Source organism: Bradyrhizobium sp. PRIMUS42, from assembly GCF_023006515.1.
In the GTDB taxonomy this organism is placed as follows: domain Bacteria; phylum Pseudomonadota; class Alphaproteobacteria; order Rhizobiales; family Xanthobacteraceae; genus Bradyrhizobium.
This window is the reverse complement of record NZ_JALBGZ010000990.1, coordinates 1-1816: the sequence shown is the minus strand read 5'-3', so window position 1 is coordinate 1816 and position 1816 is coordinate 1. Positions and strand designations below refer to the sequence as shown.

General features: G+C 67.2%; 3 protein-coding genes. All 3 read left to right on the top strand.

The window, feature by feature from the left end; all coding sequences use genetic code 11:
• The coding region (locus MOV75_RS36645) for a GNAT family N-acetyltransferase (protein ID WP_247007820.1) at nucleotides 1-399 on the top strand (399 nt) is incomplete at its 5' end.
• Nucleotides 400-500: 101 nt separating this feature from the next.
• Complete coding sequence (locus tag MOV75_RS36640) at nucleotides 501-1544, top strand: LacI family DNA-binding transcriptional regulator (protein ID WP_246932421.1); 1044 nt, start codon at nucleotides 501-503, stop codon at nucleotides 1542-1544.
• Between the two features lie 82 nt (nucleotides 1545-1626).
• Nucleotides 1627-1816 (top strand): FGGY family carbohydrate kinase (locus tag MOV75_RS36635; RefSeq protein ID WP_247007819.1); only part of this gene is annotated, 190 nt, incomplete at its 3' end.

Genomic DNA, 1816 nt, shown 5'->3' with positions numbered 1-1816 from the left:
GCCAGTGCCGTCTATGTCCAGCTCATCCAGGGCACGCCGCTGCTCGTCATCCTGTTCCTCGGCTATTTTGGCCTTGCCGCGATCGGCCTCAAGGTCTCGCCGCTCGCTGCCACCGGCGCGCTGAAGACGCTCTCGGCCAGCCATGGCGAGGTGAAGTCGATGCACACGCTGCGGACCACGCGGCGTCGCGGCTTTGGCGGCCAGATGCTCCGCCACATCATCAGTGAAGGCCGCGCGCGCGGCTTGACGCGGCTCAGCCTCGAGACCGGCTCGTGGGCCTATTTCAAGCCGGCCCACGCGCTGTACCGGGCGCATGGCTTCGTCCTCTGCGGCCCGTTCGAGGGCTATGTCGAGGACCCCAACAGCCTGTTCCTGACGCTGGATCTGAGCGGCCGCTGAGCTCTCCGGCCGACTGCCGCAGTGCAACCGGGGGCCGAAAATTCCGTCGCGCCCCTCAAAATGAGTTGCGTACCTCAAAAAACCTCTGTTAGCCTTCAGCCATGGCCGATACTCTCACCGCCACTGCGCTGACGCTGAAGGACATCGCCCGCGAGGCGGGTGTCAGTCTCGCGACGGTGGACCGTGTGCTGCACAACCGGCCGGGCGTGCGGCCCGATACAGTGCGGCGCGTCAAGGCGGCGATCGAGCGCAATTCGTTCCAGCCCCACGTCGCCGCCGCGGAGCTTGCCCGCGGCCGCGCCCGCCGCTTTGCCTTTGTGATGCCGTCGGGGTCGAATCCGTTCATGCAGCAGATCGAGGCCTATCTCGGCGAGATGTCGGCCTGGCTCTCGGCGCGCCGCCTCAGCGTCGAGATGGTCACAACCGACGTGTTCGACCCGTCGGTGCTCGCAGGCACCCTGGAGGCGCTGTCGGGCGATTGCGACGGCGTCGCCGTGGTGGCGCTGGATCATCCGAGCGTCCGCGCCGCGATCAACGATCTCGTCGATGCCGGCACCAAGGTGGTGACGCTGGTTTCGGACGTGCCGTCGTCGCGCCGCCACCACTATATCGGCATCGACAACATCGCTGCCGGGCGCACCGCCGGTGCACTGGTCGGGCGGCTGGTCGGCCAAAAGTCCGGCAAGGTCGCGATCGTCGCGGGCTCGCAGGGCCTGCGCGACCATGCCGAGCGCATCTTCGGCTTCAACCAGGTGATGGCGTCGGAATTCCCTGGGCTCGGCGTGCTGCCGGTGCTGGAGGGGCGCGACGAGGACGATCGCTCGGAACAGGTTTTGGCGCGACTGCTGGGCAGGCATGCCGACATTGTCGGCCTTTACAATGTCGGCGCCGGTACGCAGGGCGTCACCAAGGCGTTGAGCGATGCCGGCCGCGACAAGCAGGTGGTGTTCGTCGGTCATGACGTCACCGTGCTGACGCGGCGGCTGCTGCTGCAGGGCGTGATGGATGCCGCGATCTCGCAGAACCCCGGACATGAAGCGCGAGCCGCCGTGCGCGTGCTGCTCGCCCTCGCCCGCGGCGAGCCGATCCTGCGCGAACAGGAGAAGATCAGGATCGACATCGTGATGCGGGACAATCTGCCCTAGTGGCAGCTGGCTATCGAACGGCCCGTGGCGGCCAGCGCGACGATCAAGATCGCGCATCGTCATGGGTAAAGAGGAGGATGGCGTGTATCTCGGACTGGACATCGGCACATCCGGTGTGAAAGCGGTGCTCGTGAGCGAGGCCGGCGCGATTGTCGCGACGGCCACGCGCGAGCTTGCGCTGTCGCATCCGGCGCCGCTGTGGTCCGAGCAGGATCCCGATTCGTGGGTCGATGCGGCGATCGGTGCGGTCGACGATCTCGCCGCTCGCCATC

Coding starts and splice junctions, on each gene's coding strand:
- MOV75_RS36640 (WP_246932421.1), top strand. CDS start 501: ATGGCCGATACTCTCACCGCCACTGCGCTGACGCTGAAGGACATCGCC.